Origin of the sequence: Pedobacter sp. MC2016-24 (genome assembly GCF_015223055.1) — a bacterium.
Lineage (GTDB): Bacteria > Bacteroidota > Bacteroidia > Sphingobacteriales > Sphingobacteriaceae > Pedobacter.
Window position 1 is genome coordinate 1 of record NZ_JADFBX010000005.1, and the last position, 20908, is coordinate 20908.

General features: G+C 34.8%; 19 protein-coding genes. All 19 read right to left on the reverse strand.

The genetic code is table 11. The features are described from left to right. Nucleotides 1-244: 244 nt before the first annotated feature. The 19 genes from IM797_RS13375 to IM797_RS13465 all read right to left on the reverse strand — a co-directional run bounded on the left by IM797_RS13375 (nt 245) and on the right by IM797_RS13465 (nt 20886). Nucleotides 245-868 carry a hypothetical protein gene (locus tag IM797_RS13375; protein WP_194127650.1) on the reverse strand — a complete coding sequence of 208 codons (624 nt, stop codon included), beginning with the start codon at nt 866-868 and terminating at the stop codon, nt 245-247. 87 nt (nt 869-955) lie between these two features. Further along, nucleotides 956-2563 (reverse strand): gliding motility protein RemB, encoded by a 1608-nt coding sequence (locus IM797_RS13380; RefSeq protein ID WP_194127651.1) that lies wholly within the window; start codon nt 2561-2563, stop codon nt 956-958. A 3-nt stretch (nt 2564-2566) separates the two neighbouring features. After that, nucleotides 2567-4513, reverse strand: coding sequence for a nucleoside-diphosphate sugar epimerase/dehydratase (locus tag IM797_RS13385; RefSeq protein ID WP_194127652.1), 1947 nt, complete (start codon nt 4511-4513; stop codon nt 2567-2569). A gap of 99 nt (nt 4514-4612) precedes the next feature. Continuing rightward, nucleotides 4613-5527: a glycosyltransferase family 4 protein gene (locus IM797_RS13390; protein WP_228098853.1), complete on the reverse strand. Its 915-nt coding sequence runs from the start codon at nt 5525-5527 to the stop codon at nt 4613-4615. A gap of 29 nt (nt 5528-5556) precedes the next feature. Continuing rightward, nucleotides 5557-6462 (reverse strand): NAD-dependent epimerase/dehydratase family protein, encoded by a 906-nt coding sequence (locus IM797_RS13395; RefSeq protein WP_194127654.1) that lies wholly within the window; start codon nt 6460-6462, stop codon nt 5557-5559. Between the two features lie 25 nt (nt 6463-6487). Next, a complete protein-coding gene (locus IM797_RS13400) occupies nt 6488-7537 on the reverse strand; it encodes a glycosyltransferase (protein ID WP_194127655.1) in 1050 nt (349 codons plus the stop codon). Between the two features lie 13 nt (nt 7538-7550). Then, nucleotides 7551-8228, reverse strand: a complete 678-nt coding sequence (locus IM797_RS13405; protein ID WP_194127656.1) for a hypothetical protein — start codon at nt 8226-8228, stop codon at nt 7551-7553. A 1-nt stretch (nt 8229) separates the two neighbouring features. Continuing rightward, a complete protein-coding gene (locus IM797_RS13410) occupies nt 8230-9774 on the reverse strand; it encodes a lipopolysaccharide biosynthesis protein (protein ID WP_194127657.1) in 1545 nt (514 codons plus the stop codon). 4 nt (nt 9775-9778) lie between these two features. Beyond that, complete coding sequence (locus tag IM797_RS13415; RefSeq protein WP_228098854.1) at nt 9779-10777, reverse strand: acyltransferase; 999 nt, start codon at nt 10775-10777, stop codon at nt 9779-9781. Then, nucleotides 10767-11786 (reverse strand): hemolysin activation protein, encoded by a 1020-nt coding sequence (locus IM797_RS13420; protein ID WP_194127659.1) that lies wholly within the window; start codon nt 11784-11786, stop codon nt 10767-10769. The genes IM797_RS13415 and IM797_RS13420 overlap by 11 nt, the downstream gene beginning before the upstream one ends. 13 nt (nt 11787-11799) lie before the next feature. Next, nucleotides 11800-12345 carry an acyltransferase gene (locus IM797_RS13425; RefSeq protein WP_194127660.1) on the reverse strand — a complete coding sequence of 182 codons (546 nt, stop codon included), beginning with the start codon at nt 12343-12345 and terminating at the stop codon, nt 11800-11802. Continuing rightward, the gene (locus IM797_RS13430; RefSeq protein ID WP_194127661.1) at nt 12317-13486 is read right to left on the reverse strand and encodes a hypothetical protein; all 1170 of its coding nucleotides are present in this window, start codon (nt 13484-13486) and stop codon (nt 12317-12319) included. The genes IM797_RS13425 and IM797_RS13430 overlap by 29 nt, the downstream gene beginning before the upstream one ends. Further along, a complete protein-coding gene (locus tag IM797_RS13435) occupies nt 13483-14580 on the reverse strand; it encodes an EpsG family protein (protein ID WP_194127662.1) in 1098 nt (365 codons plus the stop codon). Before IM797_RS13435 ends, IM797_RS13430 begins: the two co-directional genes overlap by 4 nt. 10 nt (nt 14581-14590) lie before the next feature. After that, nucleotides 14591-15805, reverse strand: coding sequence for a glycosyltransferase (locus tag IM797_RS13440; protein WP_194127663.1), 1215 nt, complete (start codon nt 15803-15805; stop codon nt 14591-14593). Continuing rightward, nucleotides 15806-16951, reverse strand: coding sequence for a non-hydrolyzing UDP-N-acetylglucosamine 2-epimerase (gene wecB / locus IM797_RS13445; RefSeq protein WP_194127664.1), 1146 nt, complete (start codon nt 16949-16951; stop codon nt 15806-15808). Nucleotides 16952-16963: 12 nt separating this feature from the next. Then, nucleotides 16964-18085: an NAD-dependent epimerase/dehydratase family protein gene (locus IM797_RS13450; protein WP_194127665.1), complete on the reverse strand. Its 1122-nt coding sequence runs from the start codon at nt 18083-18085 to the stop codon at nt 16964-16966. Nucleotides 18086-18101: 16 nt separating this feature from the next. Continuing rightward, a complete protein-coding gene (locus tag IM797_RS13455) occupies nt 18102-18530 on the reverse strand; it encodes a WxcM-like domain-containing protein (RefSeq protein ID WP_194127666.1) in 429 nt (142 codons plus the stop codon). A 3-nt stretch (nt 18531-18533) separates the two neighbouring features. Next, entirely contained in the window at nt 18534-19568 is a 1035-nt protein-coding gene (locus IM797_RS13460; protein ID WP_194127667.1) for a polysaccharide biosynthesis protein, read from the reverse strand. Beyond that, a complete protein-coding gene (locus IM797_RS13465) occupies nt 19561-20886 on the reverse strand; it encodes a hypothetical protein (protein ID WP_194127668.1) in 1326 nt (441 codons plus the stop codon). The genes IM797_RS13460 and IM797_RS13465 overlap by 8 nt, the downstream gene beginning before the upstream one ends. Between the last annotated feature and the right edge of the window lie 22 nt (nt 20887-20908).

A 20908-nucleotide genomic window follows, 5' to 3' on the forward strand; every position in this document is an offset into this window, starting at 1 on the left:
GCCTATCGTTTTAGTTAAAATGAATTCGGGGACCTCCCGGTTCTTCCAAACATTTTTTAATATACGCTTTATTTTTGGGCAAAACAAATTTGAAGTTTTGAGATTTTCGATGGGTTTAAATCAGAAAAGTTATAAGTATACTTATAACTTTTACAAAATAAGGGTAAAATTATAATCATACTTATAGTTTACAGCCCATTTCAAAAAAGTTATAAGTATAATTAAAATAACCTTGGCAAATTCTCTATTTTAATGCACTTAGATCAAGTGCTTTCCTAAAGCTTTCCAATTCTGACAGGCTGTATCCATTTCCATCCAGGCTCACCGAATAGCGATCCTTGTATAAAAATTTAATGGATGAATTGGCTGACTGCTCCGATTTGCTATCTTCTGTCTGTGTACGAACCCCATTGATCTCAGCAGTTTTGGTTACTTTACCATCAGCTTCTGACTCTGTGTCCATGCTTAAGGTCATTGACAACAAGGAAACCACGGCACTTCCGGATTCGCCTGCGCCATCCATAATCATCACTTTGATGGTTTTGCTATTGTCATCCGCACCATACTCTGCTTCGACAGTACTGATACCGCTGATTGCTGCACCACCGGCACTAAAACTTTTTCTTTTTAACCCGTTTAAGGTTTCCGGAACCACAGCCTTTAATTCTGCATTGGTTAATGGGGTTAGCCCTTTAAGCTTTTTACCCATTTCTTCCATTTTATCGGCAGCACCGGACATTTTACTTAAATTTCCAACATTTTCAACGATGCCACCACCACTGGATTCCGCTGCTTTTTCTTCTTTCTTTTCGTTACTACTGCAAGAGAACAGCAATAGTGCTGCACCGGCGATCAAAATTCTTTTCATAGGGATTAGTTTTTATCTGCCCTAAAGTAAGAATTTTTATAGTTAATGATGTATTAAGGAATTATAAAAAATACGGGTTAGCAGATGTTAAAAATCCTGGTAAAGGTTTCTGAAGGATGATCTGAGACCGAATGTAATTAATTTCGTACTCATCGGATTTACTGCATTGCTTTCTTTTCTATAAACAGCTCCTAGTTCTAAGCGGAGGTTATATTTCGGGTTAAGAAGATAGGCTACTTTAGCTTCGCCAAAATAAAGGTTTGTTTTAATGCCATTACCAACTTTACTTCCGTAGTCCAAGGATCTATCAGTGTAACTTTTAAAAATATCATGCCCAAAATTCTGTCCGGCGGGATCTAGTCCATATGTAGCATAACTCAACTGCCCCTGGAAGTCAAAACGCTTATAGCTATAGTTTAGAATTCCCAAAAACTCCCTGAATCCTGCACCAAGCGGATGTGCTAAAGGTTGGCTCATACCCGAGTAATTTGAGATCCGATCAAAGTGTGCATAGGTATAAGGTCTTGCTGTATTGAACTCAGCTAAATAATTTAAGCTTTCTACTTTGAACAAATCAGAACCTCTAACACCAATTTGTGCAGCCCATTTATTTGCCCAATAACCTTTATTGCTGAAGAATTCTTTAGCAGTAAATTCATCAATCATGAACTGTCCGTATGCTGTTGTTTTATCCGAAAGCTTGTAACTTGTATTTAAACCCAAACGAAGTTTATCAGGTGAATCCGCGTTAGATCCTTCAATTGGCCTCAGGAATACAAAGGGATGAACGTAGTTGAAATCAAACCCCCGCTTTCCTTCTTTCTCAGCATCGGACCAGGTAACAGCTTGAAAAAAACCAAGTGATAAACGATTGCTAACTGTCCAATCGATATAATGCATGGCATTCCATTTTGCTCTTGCACCTAATCGCCGATCTGTGGTCAGTCGTTCTGCACCATTATCTAACATGTAGGAAAAAATGGTTTGATATTGAACGTTCCCAACCGTCGCCCTTAAACGTAAAAAAGAATAATTCCCGGCAACGTCAGACAAGAGCATCGAACGGTAGCCGTCACCGATGAAATTTTTATCATATCCCAAAGCAAAATTCAGGTGTTTATTCGGTGTATAAGAAAGCAAAGCGGTTACATAAGACCAATCTTTGGTTTTTCCATCTAATTTACCAGACATTTCGCTCGGAACGACTTTATTTGAATCAATAAATTTGGTCAGATAGTTTGCAAATACACCCTGGTTTTCAAAACCGTTCATATAAAATGAAAACTGCTTCCCAACTGTTCCGCCAACCTGAAAACCACGGGTATTTTTCCATGTGGTTTTCTGTTCTTGAAATTCTCTCCCAATTTGCAAATCAGTTAGAAAGTCTGCATAAATATTATAATCAGGCCCCTTAAAATTCAACAAATGTTGTTCAGTTAATATGCGTCTCACCCAACTACGTCTGTTAAGGCTATCGGTACCCATATTCATTAATTCGAGATATCTGGCGTTTAAAAGACTATCGTCTGCATAATAGCCTTTAATAGACGTATGCATTCTCGAGTTTACATCATAAACCGATTTGTTAAGCTTTTGATAAAATTGGTAGGAATATGGAATGTTAACATTTGGCGTCTGAGCATTGGCGCTTGTAAAAATAAAAGCGATCAAACTCATCCATAGGTATTTCTTCATGTATTAAGGTTTGTTTTGTATTTGAGCATCCAATTCTTCAAATACCGAATTTTTACTTTTAAACTCTGGAACGATTACTTTCATTTGTTGAACCACCTGCCTGATATTGTTCGTATTGGCACAAGCCAGCAATTGATAAATTTGGCTTTCGATATCATTAAAAACATATTCCCTGACCTGACCAATCATAATCTTTTCATGGTGCGTAGGCATGGTGTTTTCGCTATCGTTCAATAGCTCTTCAAATAATTTCTCACCAGGTCTTAAACCTGAATAAGCAATTTTAATGTCCTGGTTAGGGATCAAGCCTGCTAATCGAATCATCTTTTTAGCCAGTTCAACGATTTTAACGGATTTACCCATGTCAAATACAAAGATCTCTCCACCTTTGCCCATGCAACCTGCTTCCAATACCAATCTACAGGCTTCAGGGATGGTCATGAAATAACGTGTAATTTCCGGATGAGTAACCGTAACCGGCCCACCTTTTTCAATTTGCTGCTTGAAACGTGGGATAACTGAACCGTTAGAACCCAATACATTGCCAAAACGTGTGGTAATGAATTTTGTAATCGGCTTTACATTACCTTCATTTAAATAGCTTAAACCGTTTGAGAAAATCACATTTGGATTATTCAGGGAGTTGTTTAACGACTGCACATAGATTTCTGCAATTCGTTTGGACGCTCCCATCACATTGGTTGGATTAACTGCCTTATCTGTAGAAATCATCACGAATTTCTGTACGCCATGTTTAACGGATAGATCAGCGATGGTTTTAGTACCTGAAACATTGGTTTTAATCGCTTCTCCAGCATTATCTTCCATTAAAGGAACATGTTTATAGGCAGCAGCATGGTACACATAATGCGGCTTATAAGTATCAAATAAATGCTGCATCCTTTTCTGGTCCTTTACATCACCTACAAAAGCATGAAAATTAGTATTGGCATGCGTCTCTTCCAACTCTAAGTAAATATGATGCAAGGCAGTTTCACTTTGATCGCAAAGGATGATCAATCCAGTTTCGAATTTTAATAACTGCCTTACGATTTCACTTCCTATGGAACCTGCTGCACCGGTAATTAAGATGCGTTTACTTTTTAGTTGATTCTGAATACCTTCAATATCAATCTGTATAGTTTTTCTATTTAAGAGATCTTCGATATTGATATTTTGGATTTGCGCAGTAGTTACATCACCTTTCGCCCAAACTTCTGGCGAAGGAATATTTAATATTTTCACCTCATTTTCCAGGCAAATGTCAACGATTTGGTTTTTACGCTCTAAAGGAATCGTATATGAAGCAAAGATAATTTCATCTACTTCATGTTTGACAATCAAATGCTCCAGGTTTGCAGCATCCAATATTTTTACCCCATCAATGGTTTTCCCAACTTTACGCACATCATCATCCACAAAAGCAATAATAGCTTTGTTTACTTTTGCATCATGGTCAAAGGTTCTTTTGGTTGCGACACCAGCCTCCCCAGCACCATAAATAATTATTCTAATCTGATCCAGGTTCGCATTTTTGATGTACATAAAAAAGTACTTTACCATAATTCTGTAGGTTATTAACAACAGAAAGCTGAATAAAGTGTATACAATAATGGCGACATTACTAATTACATGTTGCCCTGTGATTACAATAGCTAAAGCATGAACAAAAAACAGGATTAAAGAGCTGAGTATGACAGCAAAGAGTATCCTAAAAGAATCTTGTGCAGATGTATATCTCACAATTCCTGCAAATGTCTTCACACTATAAAAAACCAAGGAGTTAACTGCGATGACCAATACAACGGCCTTATAGAACGCTGCAAAATCAATGGTAACTATTGCAAAGTTGTGCTGTAAAACTATAGCGAACAGCAAAGCAAAGATACTTAAACAAATATCTATAGTAAAAATAATCCAGCGAGATACAATTTGTAGTTTTGTAAACATAAGTCTATTTAATACATTGCTCTCAAAAGTAACAATAATTGAACCAAATTGGAATTACTTATGGTTGAGTTGATTGAGAGCTGCCGCAAAAATAGCTTATTAATCCTTAAGCATCAACCTTGGTTTTAAAATAATGTAAACCAATGCCAAAGGTAAAGTAGACAAGAAGAACAATGTTACTAATCCTAGCGGAACAAAAACAACGATTGCTATGATGATCAATTGTATGGTTGCATATAGGCTTGATACCCATAGATGCGACCATTTTTGTTCATTGGCTAGAATTTGGTAGAAATGCAGTCGGTGCGCATCAAAAATATTTTGTTTTAAAATCAAGCGATGTACAATCGTCAAGACCGCATCCACCCCGTAAACCGCCAAAAACAAAATGTAAACATAGTTCCCTGTTTGCATAATAAGGTTTAAAATTAGATAAATGATGTAAAACGCAATCGTTACACTTCCAACATCCCCTGCAAAGCACTTCGCCCTTTTCCTGAAATTAAAGAAAAGAAATACACAACAGGACATAATGGGCAACCAGATAAGATCTGGATTTATAAAAGCAAACATTTTATAATTTACATATTGTAAGCCAGAAAGAATTACCAAACTGTACAAGCCCGTAATTCCATTAATACCATCCATAAAGTTGTAGGCATTGATAATTCCAATAACCAGAACATATAACGCTGCACAAATGTACCAAGGAAAAAGCTGGAATATACTTAGCGAAAACAACATTAAGGTAACTGCCGTTAAATGGAAGATGATCCGGATTTTACTGGATAGAGTAATCCTGTCGTCTATAAAACTGATGGTGCCTATAGTAAACATGCCCAAAATGATCAACCAAGATTCTGGATGTAATATTAACAGACATAAAGCAACGAAGAGAAAAATGACTCCCCCACCACGTATTGTTACTTCACTATGAGAACTTCTTTCATTGGGATGATCAATGATATTGTAATGATCTGCTACTTTAAAGTAATAGATCATTACAACGAACATGATTATGATTAGAATCAGATAAAGCATTATTAGTTAATTTTTAGCCCCTTTAAAACAGGTTTTGGATTCCAGTTGAATGCGTTAACAGCGTTTTGATCATCAAACGTCAAATCACTGGTAATTTTATCAAGTTTTTTTGAATTTATCGGAGCGTATTTTCCTAGAAAATCTCCAAATTTCGCCATTAATTTGGTAATCCACATAGGTAAATTTAATGGTTGTTTCTTCCCCAATTGACGGGCAATATTCGAAGAAAGTTCAGAAAAACTCGGATGATATCGATCCGTCAGATTGTAAACCCCACCAATCCTAGCAACTTGAGGAAGTATCATGGCGACGTCTTCTGCGAGCACTACACTTTTACGTGCCCTACCTCCAGCAACATCAAAGTAATATCCCCTATTAATTCCATTAATCATTGCACCAAGATTACCTGGAGGGTTAACGCCAACCAATAATGGCAACCTCAAAATAGTACAGATTACACCTTTTCTTTTACACCAGGAAAGAATTAGGTGTTCTGCTTGTATTTTGCTCAAGCCATAAGGATCATTTGCAAGTAAAGGGGTTTCTTCATTGATTTCAGATCCTTCATCTTTTCCATATACAGCTACTGAACTAATAAAAACAAATGATTTTAACCGCGTTGGCATTTGTTCAAGGCTATTTAATAAATTTTTTGTACCGATTACATTGATATCAAAAAATTCCTTTTTTTCATTTTCTGATTTCGGAATGAAATGTGCTTTTCCAGCACAATGAATAACTAAATCAGGGCAATCTGATAATTGCGGTCCTTGTAATGATAAATCACAACTTATCGAGTTTCCGACACCCCTTCCTATGGTTTCAACAACATAGCCTTTTTCGATTAAATGATCATTGATATACTGACCTAAAAATCCATTTGCACCAGTGAGGAGTACTTTTAACATATTTAATGGTATCTATTATTGATTATTAATTGGAAAATTTTCTATAAAGAGAAACATATTTTAATTTGTTTTTATCCAAATCAAAGTTTCTTTTGAATAGCGATAAAGAGCCCTTTTTAAAATTGCTAAGGTCTTCTATACATCTATCAATTCCTTTTGCAATCGACTCTACTTGATTATCTACCAGAACACCATTCCCGTCAATTAATTCACTACATCCGCCAACATTGCTCAAAAGCAAGGCATTCGAGCAAGACATGGCTTCTATTGCTGATATAGGTAAACCTTCACTTTCAGAAATAAGTGCGAAAATATCATAATCTACAAATTGCTTAAACCCGTCTATTTTCCCTAACATTTTAATGTTTTTCAGTTGATTTGCTTCAATTTTCTCATTGATTAAATTAGCTTGTTCGCCCTCACCAACAATTGTCAATTGTACATCTGAACGGTTTTTTAGTGCATCTACAAGTAAATCAATTCTTTTAGGATGCTGCAGCCTAGCAACAGCGAGCATTTGAATTAAATTTGAAGAACATAGAGATTTTTCAGGATCCAAAGCTTTAATTCCATTAGAAATATGAATCAACTTCTTCGCTGAAATTTTTATTTTAGTTCTAGCCACGATCATATCATTCTCAGATACACAGATAATCATGGAAGTCAATTTAGATAAGCCCCATTCTATCCTATTAAATATCATGGAAAAAAAACCCCCATTATACACTGAAGACCAACCATGGCTAACATATATCGAATTGATCTGAGAATAAGCTGCAACAAGTCTACCATAGACACCTGCAATAGCAGAATTACATATTACTAGTTTTATACGATGCTCCTTGATAAAAGATGCTAGCCTAATAAAGTAAGACATTGACAATGAGGACACTCCACTATGAATCAATTGACCTACTACCTTCCCTTTAACTTCTTCTGTTAACCAGTTCTCTTCATTAGTAGCCAAATAACAATCAAATCCATGATCATTAGAAATTTCAATCTGTTCCTTTACAAACTTTTGGGCTCCCCCAATTTCACTTTTAGTAATTAAAAACAGAATACGCTCTCTCATAAAACATTAACACTTAAATTCTTTCTCTCATCCAATCTATATTGGATTTTATTACAACCGCAGGAAACCCTCCCAATATGCAATTCCCTTCTTCAAAAGAACTGGTAACCATTGCCCCAGAAGCTACAATTGAATGATTAGAAACACCTGCACCTTTACTTAATACTGCCTTATGGCCAATCCAAACGTGATTTCCGACAACTACATTTCTTGAAGGATTAATTCTTTTCCCTTGAAGATCAACTATGCTGTGACTATCACCTGTACGCACAACAATGTCACTAGATAACATACAATCCACTCCAATAGTAATATTGCAGCCCTCAATGCAGGCAAGCTCAGTATCTTTTTCAATCGTCGTAGCATTCCCTATCAAAATCTTATTATTCTGATCTTCAACCCAAAATTTAGTCCCCTTAACGCTACAGTTTTCACCGATTTCAATCACGTTATTATCACCATAAATCTTAATATCGACCTCTAGTCTACTTTGATTGCCAAATGTAATGGCATTATTATTTCCCTTAATAAGTATCCTAGAATTTAGCAAAAGCGCAGTACCATAATCAATCTGGTTATTTATTCCCTTTTTTGCAATTTTATTATTTCCAGTTATTTTATTAGTTATAAATGATCTCCATTTCCAAAAGAATTTTGATGTTTTAATTTTACTTTTTATAGTACTTATCATATTATTGTTTTATAAATGGTAACTTACTCAATAAAGATCTAAACATTTGTTTTTCTGATTCATTGATTCCAAAGAAAAACATTAGGAAACCATAAATGAAACTCAAAGCAATCGCTTTTGGTGCAAACATAAAAAGATTATGAGCTGGATAATATTTATTGATTAAAAATCCGATGATCAGCGTTAGTCCTAAAGGCATTAATAACCCTAAATAACATTCTTTAAAAAATCTAAAAATATTTAGCTTTAGTACCTTCCAGTAAACATAATTCATACCAATAACATGACATGACATCGTAGCTATAAATATACCAATCGCACAACCTAAAGCCCCAATGGATGGCGACAAGACAATACCAATGATCACACTCACAATAGAAGCTACAATGAAAATACCTGCTCTATATCTGACCTCATTTACAACAAACAAATAGGTGGATGCGATCTCCTGAGTTAAAGTAATAATACCAGGCAAAACTAATAATAAAACAATTTGATAGGAGGGCTCAAATTCTTTACCCATCCATAACATAATAAACTCTTTTCCAAATGTGACCAATCCAATAATTAAAAGTCCCATAATTAATAATTGCAGACGTCCAACTTTAATCATTAAATCAGTGATTTCCTTTTGGTTGTTGGATTCCAGGTGCATTTTTGAAACTTTTGGGAGAAATAAGCCATTCAGTGCATGTGCAAAAGTCCAGGTATAGCCTTCAATAATAATTCCGATTGAAAAAATAGCAATTTGCTCAGTTCCTGAATATCTTCCAAGAATAGTAGGAACTATATTAATTAACAGTCGCTGTGCAATTCCAATGATCGTAATCCATAAAGAAAATTTGAACAATTCCTTTAAAAGCTTATTATTTTTGTAGTTAAACTGCACTTTAATCGGAATGTTTTTATGAATATAAGTTAGTTTTATGAGGATAATGATAATGCCAATAGCTGCATTGATGGCCACAAGTGCATATAATTTATAACCTAAAAGCAGGGCTATAACCATTAAGATAATCACCCCAACTTTACTTATGATATCACTGAATTTCAGGATAACGAATTTCTCATAGGCGATTAAGATTCCATCCATAGGCATAAAGGGAAATGACAGGAGGCTAAAAAAGCCCGCTATGCAGAAAATCACATAAAATTTTTCTAATTCTGAGGGTGTTAATTCCGTAAATATTTGACCTAAAAACGCATAAACAACCAGAAGTGCCACAAATATCCCTAAACTGATATATAAATAAAAACGACTGGTTAAGCCAAGCAATTGGTTGACCTTCTCATCATCGTGTTGAGACCTATATTTTGCAATAAAACGTGCTATGGCCGAACCTAGGCCAAAATCCATCACAAAGTAGCTCAAAAATGAGGTAACCAAGATGTATAAACCATAATCCGACCTCCCAATTTGCTTAATCATCCAGGGTGTATAGATGAGGCCTGCAACAATATTAAAGATGATTGCAGCATAAGAAATTATCGCACCACGCTTAATTTGGTGAGATGAATTTACATTTTCGATATTCTCATTTTTCATCAATTTATAACTGTGATGGTAAATCCCTTTTGCTTCTAATTCCCATTAATAAACTGTATGCCTTATCCAATTTCAACTTAAAAGCTATTTGCAGGCCAATAAAAATCAATACAGAAGCCAAACACAAATAGATAATTGGATTTATAAACTCAACAAATTGATTGTGAATTAAAAGACGTCTAAATGGGAAAACAAGAAAATGAATAAGATAAATTGAAAATGTAAAGGCTGAAATGGAATAAATGTATTTATTATCAAAAAAAGACAGCGCAGATAAATTCCAAAAACATATAGCTCCTAATATTTCACAAGGAATAGCCAATTTAGAAAAATATCCTCCCTTTTCTGGTTCAATCAATAATCCCAAGCCTAAAAACAAAATAAATAGTAAAAAGAATAAGTACTTATGCTCTGCCAATTTTGCATTAATACTTTCCATTTTCCCTCTAGAAATCATCCCAAGAATAAAAAAGCCGAGCCAGTTGAAACAATTTAAATAATTATATACCTGACTTATACCAAAAAAACGATTACTAATTTGATCAAGATATCCAAAGGAAGTTAGTATCAAAGAAGTAACCGTTAATATAAGCAATCCCAACTTCAACTTGTTATTTTTAATTTTAAACATAATCAGATAACAAATCATCAATGTAGTTAAGTAATATAAATAACTTCCATTACCAATTAGCCAATTTAACCAGGTTCCTAGTTCAAATCTATTTATGACTAAATACACTACAGTACCTGTAAAAACCCATGGTACTAAAATTGTAGTTACTTTATTATAAAAAAAGTTCTTGAATCCATATTTATCAGGGTTAAAAAAATATCCTGCGATAAACAGAAAGCAAACGACACCTATTGTACCTAGTCTTTCTGTTATAATACTTAAAAAACCGTAATCTACACTTCTTGAATGAGCCATAATCACAGATATTATAGAAAATACTTTCAAAATATCTATGCGCCTATTGATATCCTTAGTCAAATTACTTACCATTAAAAGTTAATCTTCTAATAAAGCCCTTTTTTAAATTTTCGAAATCACCTATTGATAAACGTCTAAATCCTGATTCTAAAGCACGATAAAACTTCACTAATGGATATCCATTGGCCATAATTCTATCCAATTTCCTTCTAAAATTCACGTCTTCCATAATGTATTTAGGATGAGTTAGTGGAAGTTCAATCTCATAAGTTTTCATAAAGAAAATACCTCTAATTCCTTTGGGTAAAATCTCCATTGAAGTAGCTCCATGAGCTGCATTCATACCAATCCCGATATTAGATATCAAATTATATTTAGGTACAATGTTCAAATGGTTATTCAAATAGAAACAAGCACCCAATATTGACTCATAATGCTCTTTTCCTGATTCTCTATTTGCTGAAGCCACCTTTATAAAATTACTATAATCCTTATCACCCATTACTCCCTTTAGAACTCTATGTGCATGAGGATCATCCAGCCATTTATATGTGCTATCCCAAAGATCAATATTCCGTTTCCAAGTGGCCCAACCAGTAATCGAGCCTGATTTAGTAAAGATATAACTATCAGGAGTATCTTGATAAACCTCCATTTGGTTCATTCCACAAATAATTCCAATTCTTTTATCGTCTTTATACCTTTCCAAAAGTTCTTTACAGTACGGAAAAAAATTTAAGGCAGCAACGTCATCATCTTCTAACACCACCCCATACTCTTCAGTGCTGAACATCCATTTTTGGGCAATATATTCAGATGGATCGACTCCACAATTCTTCTCCTGATACATCTTATGCACCTCGCAATTCCAGTCAATATCCTCCACGATTTTTCTACATAGCTGAATATTTTCCACATCATCTGGCCTATTTTCACGTGCACCATCCTGATACAGATACAACTTCGAGGGTCTCGCTAATTTAATTTGTTCAAAGACTTTAAATAAAGGCTCTGGTCTTGCAAAGAAAATTATCAAAACTGATAAATCTATTTTAGACTCTTTACTTTGGTTTTGTAACATGTTATAACAATTTTTAGTTCCTAAATTTAATTACTTTTGCTGGAGTACCTATGGCAATTCCATAGGCTTCTATTTCAGAATTGACTAAACTCATCGCTCCTATAACAGCTCCATTATTAATCTTTGATCCTTTTAAAACTTTACATCCAGCAGCGACCCATACATCATCCCCGATATAAATCCCTTCGTTGTCAACCGAAAGCATTTGTGAAGTAATTAGCTGGTCTTTTTTAATCCCATGGTTACTATCAATTATATAACAATGGGCGGCAATATTTGAATTATTTCCGATCCGTACGGACTTCTTTGAAAAGATGATTGTACCAATTCCAATATCTACATTATCTCCGATCACAATCTCACCATCCCCCCAAAAATAGACTCCTGGATAAATGGTCACATTTTTTCCAATCGTTATATTAGTTGCATTTACATATACTTTACCTAATACTTTTACACAGTCGTTTGCTCCTTTTATTCTTCCTAAAAAAACCCCTTTACGATAAACGGACAGCAATTTTTCTTTTATCCTATCTAGGATTACCCAAAAGTTGATCATCGTTAAAAATCAAAATTATTTCATTTATAAAATTATCATTTAAATCAGAGATTACCTGAAAACTACTAACTGATAGATTCAAATTCGTTTCTTTGATCGCTGTGGCAATCTGTTCTGGATTATCCTCCGTATAATATTTTAAAAGATGCCCAATTTTAGACTTTTCAACACAATGAATCTTACCAGAGACTACACAAAGTCCCATTGAGAGATAAGATAATACTTTACTAGGGAAGGAAGTGTCCAAATATTTCCCTGACATCTTTTGAGTACTCAATCCGATATGACATGTCTGACAATATTCAATAAATTCATCACCACTTTTTGAGCCATCGAAAACAATCTTACAACCAGCTCCACGGTCATTATTTATCTCTTCAATACGTTTTAATAATTTTTCGACTTCGCCAAAGCCAATAATGTGCATTCTATATAAATCAGATAAATACATGGCACTTTCAATTGCATTGAACGCACCTGCTTTTTCAGAATCAATAATTCCAGCGTAAACAAGGTGTATTTTACCATCATCTGGTGGCGAGCTTTTTCTTTCTATCCTTTCATAACTACCGTAAATAATAACATTTGGTTTACCCTGATCCACACGATTCACCAAAAAATCAGTAGCCAAAAGGTAGCCATCAGCGCAGCGTATAATTTTGTCTTCTAACCTATCAAAATAGGAATGTAGGGAAGAAACGTCTCCGTAGATCTCCTCTACTTCCAATATTAATTGGAATTTTTTTAGCTTTTTTGCCAATAAGACTGGAAGTGCTAGCCAAGGGGAGTGATAAACTAAAACTTTTTCATTCTTTTTTATCTTAAGCAGCATGAAAAAGAATAACCACAATAAGCTATATACCACTTTTAATTTGAGCATCAATTTGTTCATTGTTCGAAAAGTGGGACAAAAGATGACCTTTTTTGCCTTGTGAACTGAAAACTCATTCTTCGAAAAAATTACTTCTCCAACTTTCGTATCATCTCTCCAGGATGGTGAAATCACCAGTACATTAAAACCAGCATTATTGATCGCATCACAGATATAATTCATCTTATTGACGGCAGCAGGAGAGGATACTCGATTGGTGTTCATGGAAGGAACATCAAAGAACCCAATATATTTTATATCTTTTGTCATAAATATACGTCATTTAACTGCATTTCTTGCCAGAAAAATTTATACTCTGAGCCAATATTTGATCTTACATACATCCCTACCAATAGCAAAATCAAGAAAGCATAAATTATATTCTGTATTTGCTTTGAAAAAATAGTTAAAGATTGTATAGATAAGGGAACCAAAACCATAATGAATACAGAGAAGTATTGTACAATTCTTAAAAAAGCATGTATCTCAAATACTAAGGATAAAAAAAACACCGCCATAACCATAGCCGCATATTGCATTTTCGCAACAGGTAGTATTTCAACAACTTTTGTATAACGGAATAAAGCCAGCAAAGAGACAATCAAGAGCATTACTGTAAGTGTAACCGGTTTAAATTCTTCCATGTGCCCATACTCCTCATAAGATTGGGAAAGTCCGATAAACAACAAGGAAATCTTACTGCTCAGTAATAGTAATAACGGAAAAAACAAAGTCAATGGCCAAAGAATAATGTCCGGTCTCTTAATCCGTGCAATAAAATAAAATGGTAAAAATATCAAACAAGATTGATGTATGGTAGAAGCTACAAGAATCAAGATTACATAACGGATAAGTTTACGTTGTTTAATCCATTCAAATCCAATTAAGGTTGCGGCTGTTGCTATTGTTTGCCGATGTCCAGTTATAGAAAAAAAAGAATAAAAAAGTACTGCGTAAATTACGTACGCGAGAATTGCGCTTTTAAGAGTTGTTGTATTCTTATAGATAAAATTCCCTAAAACCGGAAAAAACATCATAGCAATCAAAAAAAGAAAACCTTGATAATCACTAATAAAGATTTGTACTATTTTTTCAAAAACCATGAACCCTGGGTCCTTTCCAACTCCTATAGTATAATGAAGTACAAATTCAAGTATAACTTCATCCCAAGGGGTAGTCTTGACCGTCTCAAACATATCAAAATATGCATAAGTGTCTGTTCCTACTGCTACATTTCTTAATCCAGATTGTAAGATTAAAATTGCAGAGATTATGAAAATATATTGCTTTCTATTCGAATCACTATCTGGCAAACCTTTTATCCCTGTCGAGTAAACAACGCCAATAGCAATTATTAGAAACATAACAAATAGATTAAAAATCATTGCTTCTCATTTTCTTATATAAATCAATCGTTTTTTGCGTCAGTCTTTCATAATCGAAATTTTCTAATACAAACTTGCGGCATTTTAAAGAATAATATGATTTCCCTTCATTTTGAATGATTTTAATCGCATTCATTATTTGATCGATATTATTCGTATCAACAATATAACCACATCCCTCACCAACGATCTCCGGACAGGCGGTGCTGTTATATACAACAGCGGGAGTACCACAACTTAATGATTCCGCGATAACCTTACCAAAAGTATCCTCAGTGGATAAATGAACATATACATCTGCAGCTGCATATACCTTCGCCATTTTATATTTGCCATCCAAATAAGGGATATGAATAATATCTTTCGGTAATTTTTTTATGTCATTCAGTTTCCCCACCATTAAGAGTTTCATCTTTGAATCCAATCTGTTAACCAGCTTAATTAATCCCTGATATTTAGCATCACTTTCAGACCAACTTGCACTTACTACCAAGATTATAAACTCAGATACTGAGATCGAATAATCACCCCTCACATCAACCTGATTAGGATTAAATGTCTCATGATCAATCCAATTATAGATGGGTTGAATTGGATATTTATTTAGAAAAGAAAAACTTGCTTGACTAGCTAACCATTTGGAGACAGGAATTACTGTCATTTTTTTTATCGCAGTAAAGTATTCCTTTTTATCATAAAAACTAGATCTAGAACGATCTAACCAAATGCTTGCAGGATATTTTCTTACTTGTGGGCATTGGTCACATTCGGATTTCCATTTAAAACAGGCTACATCAGTATAATGTGCACATTTCCCTGTATAAGCCCAGCAATCATGTAAGGTCCAAACTATAGGAATATCTGAATTTGAAAGATAGGAAAACAACAATTTAAAATTCAGATAGTTCCCATGCAGGTTATGCAAATGAATTACATCAGGCTGCTCAGCCTGTATTCTTCTAATTAGTTTTCTAGTCCCGAATTGAGAAAAATATCCTTGTTTACCTGTTATTCTGGACAAAAGATTATGCAAATGATTTTCAAAACGAGTACCAATTTTATAAGCGTCAGGGTATTTCGTAGTTCCTTGTCCGTAAGCAATTGTACAGCTATGTCCTTCTCTGATTAATACCTCCGCCAAGTCAACACAAATACTTCCCGTACTTCCGTAACCACTTACCGTATTAATTTGAAAGACTTTCATTTATATTGAATTTTTTGACCAAACAACTCGTTGAATATAATCCACATAACTAATGATAATCCGGACTACCTTTTCAGATACATTAGGCATAGAATAATCTGCAACTAACTGTAATGTTCTTTCCGTTCCTCTGGTTTGATTTCGTAGGTGTACCAAGCCCTGCATGATCCTATTAGAATTCATTCCGACCATCATCACCGCAGCTTCTTCCATCGCTTCCGGGCGTTCATGAGCATCTCTGATATTTAACGCTGGAAAATTCAATATAGATGACTCTTCTGAAATGGTGCCGCTATCTGACAATACAGCAAAAGATCTCATTTGAAGCGCATTATAATCATTAAATCCCATCGGTTTTAAGAATTGTATTTCTGGCCTCACTTCGATCTTCATTGCATCAATCATATTTCTAGTACGTGGGTGAGTACTAACAATAATTGGATAACCATAAGTTTCAGCGATACAATTCAAGCTGTAGATCAATCCAGTGAAATTTTTCTCACTGGAGATATTTTCTTCCCTATGAGAGGATACCACAAAATATTTATTCTCTTCAAGATTTAATCTAGATAAAATATCTGATTCTTCTATTTGTGGTAAATAATGATTCAACACCTCAAACATTGGAGAACCTGTTTTAATGATTCGATCTGCAGGCAATCCTTCCCTTAACAAATATTCTCTAGCGATGTCACTATAGGTCAAGTTGACATCTGAAATATGGTCTACAATCTTTCTATTTGTTTCTTCGGGTACTCTTTGATCAAAGCAACGATTTCCGGCCTCCATGTGAAAAATAGGAATATGTCTTTTTTTTGCTGGAATGGCACATAGACAACTGTTGGTATCGCCCAAAACCAAGAAAGCATCTGGTTTTTCAGATTCCAATACGCCATCTATTTTAATGATAATCTGACCTATAGTTTCCGTTGCTGTTGCTCCAGCTGCATTCAGAAAAAAATCAGGCTTACGTATGCCCAGGTCATCAAAAAAGATCTGATTTAGCTCATAATCATAGTTTTGTCCTGTATGAACGATAATATGATCTATTGCTTCTGATGCATCTAAAGCAAACATGACCCTAGATAGTCTAATGATTTCGGGTCTAGTGCCGACAACAGTCATTACTTTTAACTTGTTCTCCATCAATATATATTATTAAACATTTTCAAAATAGGTATCATGATCAATAGGATCATAAAACTCATTTATCCAAAAGTTGGTGTATAAATCCTCATCGCCAATATTCTTAATATTGTGAGTATACCAAATAGGCATATCTACATAGGCTGGTTCAGCTCCATTAAGGTAAAAATCCAAGACCTCAGTTGAGCCAATTCTCCTTAACTGAATTAAAGCTCTCCCCTTAATTACGGCAAAACGTTCAATTTTGCGGGTATGATAATGATTCCCTCTTGTTATTCCCGGTACAGTCGTAGAAAATGAAACCTGTCCTCCAACATTTAACCGTATCACTTCTACAAAAGTCCCTCTTGGATCAGTATGCTGAGTAAACTTAACTGGAAAATGGTTTGGAATATCCATATAACACCGGAAAGTATTAAACAGGTTTATTTCAAAATTGCTATTCAGCGCTGGAATAATTCCCAATTTTGTATACTCCTTATGATATTTAATCAATAGCTCCAACACTTCAGAAACTTTGCATTCATCTGTATGAGGGATCACATAAAAAGGATTAGAAACCTCCGTTCCAATTTCATTAATAATGATTTTTACTAAATCCCCAACATACAGCAATTTCACTTCGCCATCAACCTCAATTTTCGGTTGTTCTCCTAAATTTAGCTGATGTGAAAAAGTCGCTATAAAAGAATTATAATAAGGATGACCAAAGGGCCCAAAAACATTTGGAATAACCAATCCACTAAATTTGGCGCCAGCCTTTCTAGCCCATGCTTCAATTAAGATTCGACCTTCCCTCTTACTCTTCCCATAAAGATTATCTTTGTTCTCCTGAGAAGACGATGAGAATAAGACGTCCGGTTTATTCCCCGTAGCCTCCAAAGCTTTGATCAATTTTGAAACGAGTCCAACATTCGTCTCATAAATAACTTCAGGATCATTATGCCTATTCATTGCCGCGAGGTGAACAATCACGTCACACTGACGTACAAAATCATTCATTTTCTCCTCATGACAGAAAAAATCCTTGTCAAATTCGATACGTTCAAAATCGTCTGGATATAGTCCAAGAGTATGGTATAAGTGTTTTCCTATAAATCCATTCTGACCGGTTATTCCTATTTTAGTTCGCATTATAAATATTTAATGTCTATTTCAAATTATTGAAGTAATCTGCATTATATTGCTGGTCATCATGCTTTGCATCTTCGATACTAGTATCTGCAAATACCATCACAGTAGCATCTGATTCTAATGCTCTTAAACTAGTTGCATGACCTTTAGGAACATGAAGAACATGAGGATCATTCACAGACAAAATGTAAGTTTTGATCTCTAAGTTTTGATCTGGTTTTTCAAAATCATTAATCTTTACAACATGGATTTCGTAGCTACCTTTCGTTACAAAAAACCACCTCTGTTCAATTTTATGTCCTCTCCATTTTCTACGGAACTTTGTATCAAAGTGACTAATCAAATACATCCTTTTGACATCTTTCATGTCAAAAACATTAACAAAAGCCAATATTCCAAAGCTGTCGGCGTGATTACCGCCAGGCATTAATGATACACTTGCCACCTCTTAGCTTGGATATTGAATCGCCGTAACATCACCAAAAACTTCTTTTTTGATCAAAGGAAGCCCAGACAATAATGTTTTCATACCCTCTACACCCTGCTGCTCAGTATTGTGAGAGTGATAATCTTCAATTCTTGAAATATCGGTTTCACCTTCAGAAAAATACTGTGCATAATTTAAATCTCTATTGTCGGCAGGTATACGATAAAAATCACCCATATCTTGGGCCTTTACCATTTCTTCTCTAGTGCATAATGTTTCATATAGTTTCTCTCCATGACGGGTTCCAATTACCTTAATTTCATTGTCGGCATTACATAATTCCTTTAGCGCTTGGGCCAAATCACCAATTGTACCAGCAGGAGCTTTATTTACAAATAAATCACCAGGATTACCATGTTCAAAAGCAAATAATACTAAGTCTACTGCATCCTCCAATGACATCAAAAAGCGAGTCATGTTAGGATCGGTAATCGTCAGTGCTGAGCCTTGTTGAATCTGCTTTAAGAACAATGGAATAACAGAGCCTCTCGAAGCCATTACATTTCCGTAACGGGTTAAACAAACTACGGTTTCCGTGGAATTCCTTGAAGCTGCTATAGCAACCTTCTCCATTAATGCTTTAGAAATCCCCATTGCATTAATAGGATAGGCAGCCTTATCAGTACTCAGGCAAATCACTTTTGCAACATTATTTGATATAGCCGCATCGATTACATTTTGAGTGCCAAATACATTAGTTTTAGTGGCTTCTAAAGGAAAGAACTCACAAGAAGGAACCTGTTTAAGTGCTGCGGCATGGAAAACATAATCGACATCTTTCATCGCGTTACTGATACTACTGGCATCACGAACGTCTCCAATATAAAATTTTAATTTATCACTTTTTAGCGTATTACGCATGTCATCCTGTTTCTTTTCATCTCTGCTAAAAATGCGAATTTCAGAAAAGTGCTCAGTATGTAAAAAACGGTTCAGTACGGCTGAGCCAAATGAGCCGGTACCACCTGTAATTAATAATGTTTTATTTTTAAACATGAGTTTGAGTATTTGAAACTAATTCTTTAAAATCTCTATATAAATTATCCTGAATGACAGTGCCTTGGTGATTCTTCTTACCACAAACATAGGCCTTTTTAGCATATTCATCTATTAAATCTGGCTGATCAACAATCTCGTTAAGTACCTTTGCAATATCTTCTCGATTATCTATGCAGAAAGCGGCATTCTCCTTTTGAAGATATTTTAATCCAGAATGTTCCTTCCAGCTAACTGCCATCACCGCACACCCGCTTCCTAAACAATCCACAATCTTAGTAGAAAAAGACAAACGAGTTAAGAGCCGGTAAGATCGATCAAAAGACTCGGCGTGTAGCGCAATATCGCTTGCCATATAAACATCTTTTAATTCAGACTGAGCTATGGATTTATGTAAAAAAATACTTTCTCCATCATTCAATCTTTCCTGAACTCTTTTTGAGCATTGAGTTGGTGTATAAATATCCAGACGGATTTTAACTCGATCCTTATTTATAGTTTTTAAAATTTTTCCAATATCGCCTAGCGTTTTCCATCGTCCACAGTAAACTCCTCCTGCAAAAACTATTCGAATCGGATCATTGATTACCTTTTTTGAATACTCCCCTTTAAAATCTATTCCTTTACGTAAAATTTTCATATTGGCATTCAATGCCTTGCTAAGTTCGTCCTTTTGTTCCTCTGTCATCGTATAAACCAGCGAATAACATGGAAATGTTTTTTTTAGAGCGTTCCTCAAAAATAACCTGTTCAACCAAAAAAATGGGGAATAGTTCCAGTGTCGAAATGTATAATGATCATCTGAAATATAAGAAATCAGTCGGCAATTTTGCTGTTTAGCGACATGTCTTGATAACCTAAGCATAAACAAATTTGCATAACAAGGGGCAAAAATGATATCTGGTTTAAAATCCTGTATAAAATCATCTAATTGCGTATTATTTGAATTGGCTAATTTCCATAACACTTCACGTGCAAAATCAAATATCGTCCAGTGAAATTTTTTGAAAAAAGAATAAAACTTATTTGGTTTATCCTCTGCCTGAGCTTCTTTCGGGTTTTCCCTCAACTCAAATTGATTTCCAACCTTACCTTTTCCCAAAATATTCTTAATCATCATAAAATCCGTCATCTGGAAATATTTACGACATATACCATTCATTGGCACACCAGGGCTACAATATATCTGAGCAAATTCAGCATCCATATTCTGAAATAGATTACTCAATACGTTGCCCCCGCTATTATCCGTTCTCCAAACTTCGTATGATAAAATAAGGATTTTCATCCTACCCTTAGCCTCGTTTACAATATTCATGTTGTTTCAACTGTTATAACTA

Coding starts and splice junctions, on each gene's coding strand:
- IM797_RS13465 (WP_194127668.1), bottom strand. CDS start 20,886: ATGAATATTGTAAACGAGGCTAAGGGTAGGATGAAAATCCTTATTTTA.
- IM797_RS13395 (WP_194127654.1), bottom strand. CDS start 6,462: ATGTTAAAAGTACTCCTCACTGGTGCAAATGGATTTTTAGGTCAGTAT.
- IM797_RS13430 (WP_194127661.1), bottom strand. CDS start 13,486: ATGACAAAAGATATAAAATATATTGGGTTCTTTGATGTTCCTTCCATG.
- IM797_RS13425 (WP_194127660.1), bottom strand. CDS start 12,345: ATGATCAACTTTTGGGTAATCCTAGATAGGATAAAAGAAAAATTGCTG.
- IM797_RS13440 (WP_194127663.1), bottom strand. CDS start 15,805: ATGAAAGTCTTTCAAATTAATACGGTAAGTGGTTACGGAAGTACGGGA.
- IM797_RS13380 (WP_194127651.1), bottom strand. CDS start 2,563: ATGAAGAAATACCTATGGATGAGTTTGATCGCTTTTATTTTTACAAGC.
- IM797_RS13410 (WP_194127657.1), bottom strand. CDS start 9,774: ATGAAAAATGAGAATATCGAAAATGTAAATTCATCTCACCAAATTAAG.
- IM797_RS13415 (WP_228098854.1), bottom strand. CDS start 10,777: ATGGTAAGTAATTTGACTAAGGATATCAATAGGCGCATAGATATTTTG.
- IM797_RS13385 (WP_194127652.1), bottom strand. CDS start 4,513: ATGTTTACAAAACTACAAATTGTATCTCGCTGGATTATTTTTACTATA.
- IM797_RS13450 (WP_194127665.1), bottom strand. CDS start 18,085: ATGCGAACTAAAATAGGAATAACCGGTCAGAATGGATTTATAGGAAAA.
- IM797_RS13390 (WP_228098853.1), bottom strand. CDS start 5,527: ATGTTCGTTGTAATGATCTATTACTTTAAAGTAGCAGATCATTACAAT.
- IM797_RS13460 (WP_194127667.1), bottom strand. CDS start 19,568: ATGTTTAAAAATAAAACATTATTAATTACAGGTGGTACCGGCTCATTT.
- IM797_RS13400 (WP_194127655.1), bottom strand. CDS start 7,537: ATGAGAGAGCGTATTCTGTTTTTAATTACTAAAAGTGAAATTGGGGGA.
- wecB (WP_194127664.1), bottom strand. CDS start 16,951: ATGGAGAACAAGTTAAAAGTAATGACTGTTGTCGGCACTAGACCCGAA.
- IM797_RS13420 (WP_194127659.1), bottom strand. CDS start 11,786: ATGTTACAAAACCAAAGTAAAGAGTCTAAAATAGATTTATCAGTTTTG.
- IM797_RS13405 (WP_194127656.1), bottom strand. CDS start 8,228: ATGATAAGTACTATAAAAAGTAAAATTAAAACATCAAAATTCTTTTGG.
- IM797_RS13375 (WP_194127650.1), bottom strand. CDS start 868: ATGAAAAGAATTTTGATCGCCGGTGCAGCACTATTGCTGTTCTCTTGC.
- IM797_RS13435 (WP_194127662.1), bottom strand. CDS start 14,580: ATGTTTCTAATAATTGCTATTGGCGTTGTTTACTCGACAGGGATAAAA.